A 449-nucleotide genomic window follows, 5' to 3' on the forward strand; every position below is an offset into this window, starting at 1 on the left:
GCGCACGATCACGCCGGTGACGGGCAGGCCGCCGATGGCGCCCGAGGCGATGTTGGCAGCGCCCTGGCCGATCATCTCGCGGTCGAAGTTGGTGCGCGGGCCGGTGTGCATCCGGTCCACGGACACCGCCGACAGCAGGCTCTCGACGCTGGCGATCAGCGCGACGGTGAGCACACCGGCGGCGAACCCGCCCCAGTTGCCCTGGGGCAAGGACGGCAGGGCCAGCGCGTCGATCAGCGAGCCGTTGATCTGGATGCGGGTGACGTCGCCGAACGGGGCCAGCAGCGACAGCGCGGTGACACCGACGATGGCCACCAGCGGACCGGGCACCTTCTTCACGGCTTTGGGAGCCCAGCGCCATGCCACCAGGATCGCGATCACCAGCGCACCGAGGATGACGCCGGGGCCATGGGCGTTGATCAGCTGGCCCGGCAGTTCGGCGACGTTGG

General features: G+C 70.8%; 1 protein-coding gene. It reads right to left on the bottom strand.

Features of this window, described 5'->3' with window-relative positions:
• On the bottom strand, positions 1-449 hold a 449-nt coding region (locus RNC47_RS36825; RefSeq protein ID WP_311605228.1), incomplete at both ends, for a SulP family inorganic anion transporter.

Source organism: Streptomyces millisiae (assembly GCF_031845425.1).
Taxonomy (GTDB): domain Bacteria; phylum Actinomycetota; class Actinomycetes; order Streptomycetales; family Streptomycetaceae; genus Streptomyces; species Streptomyces millisiae.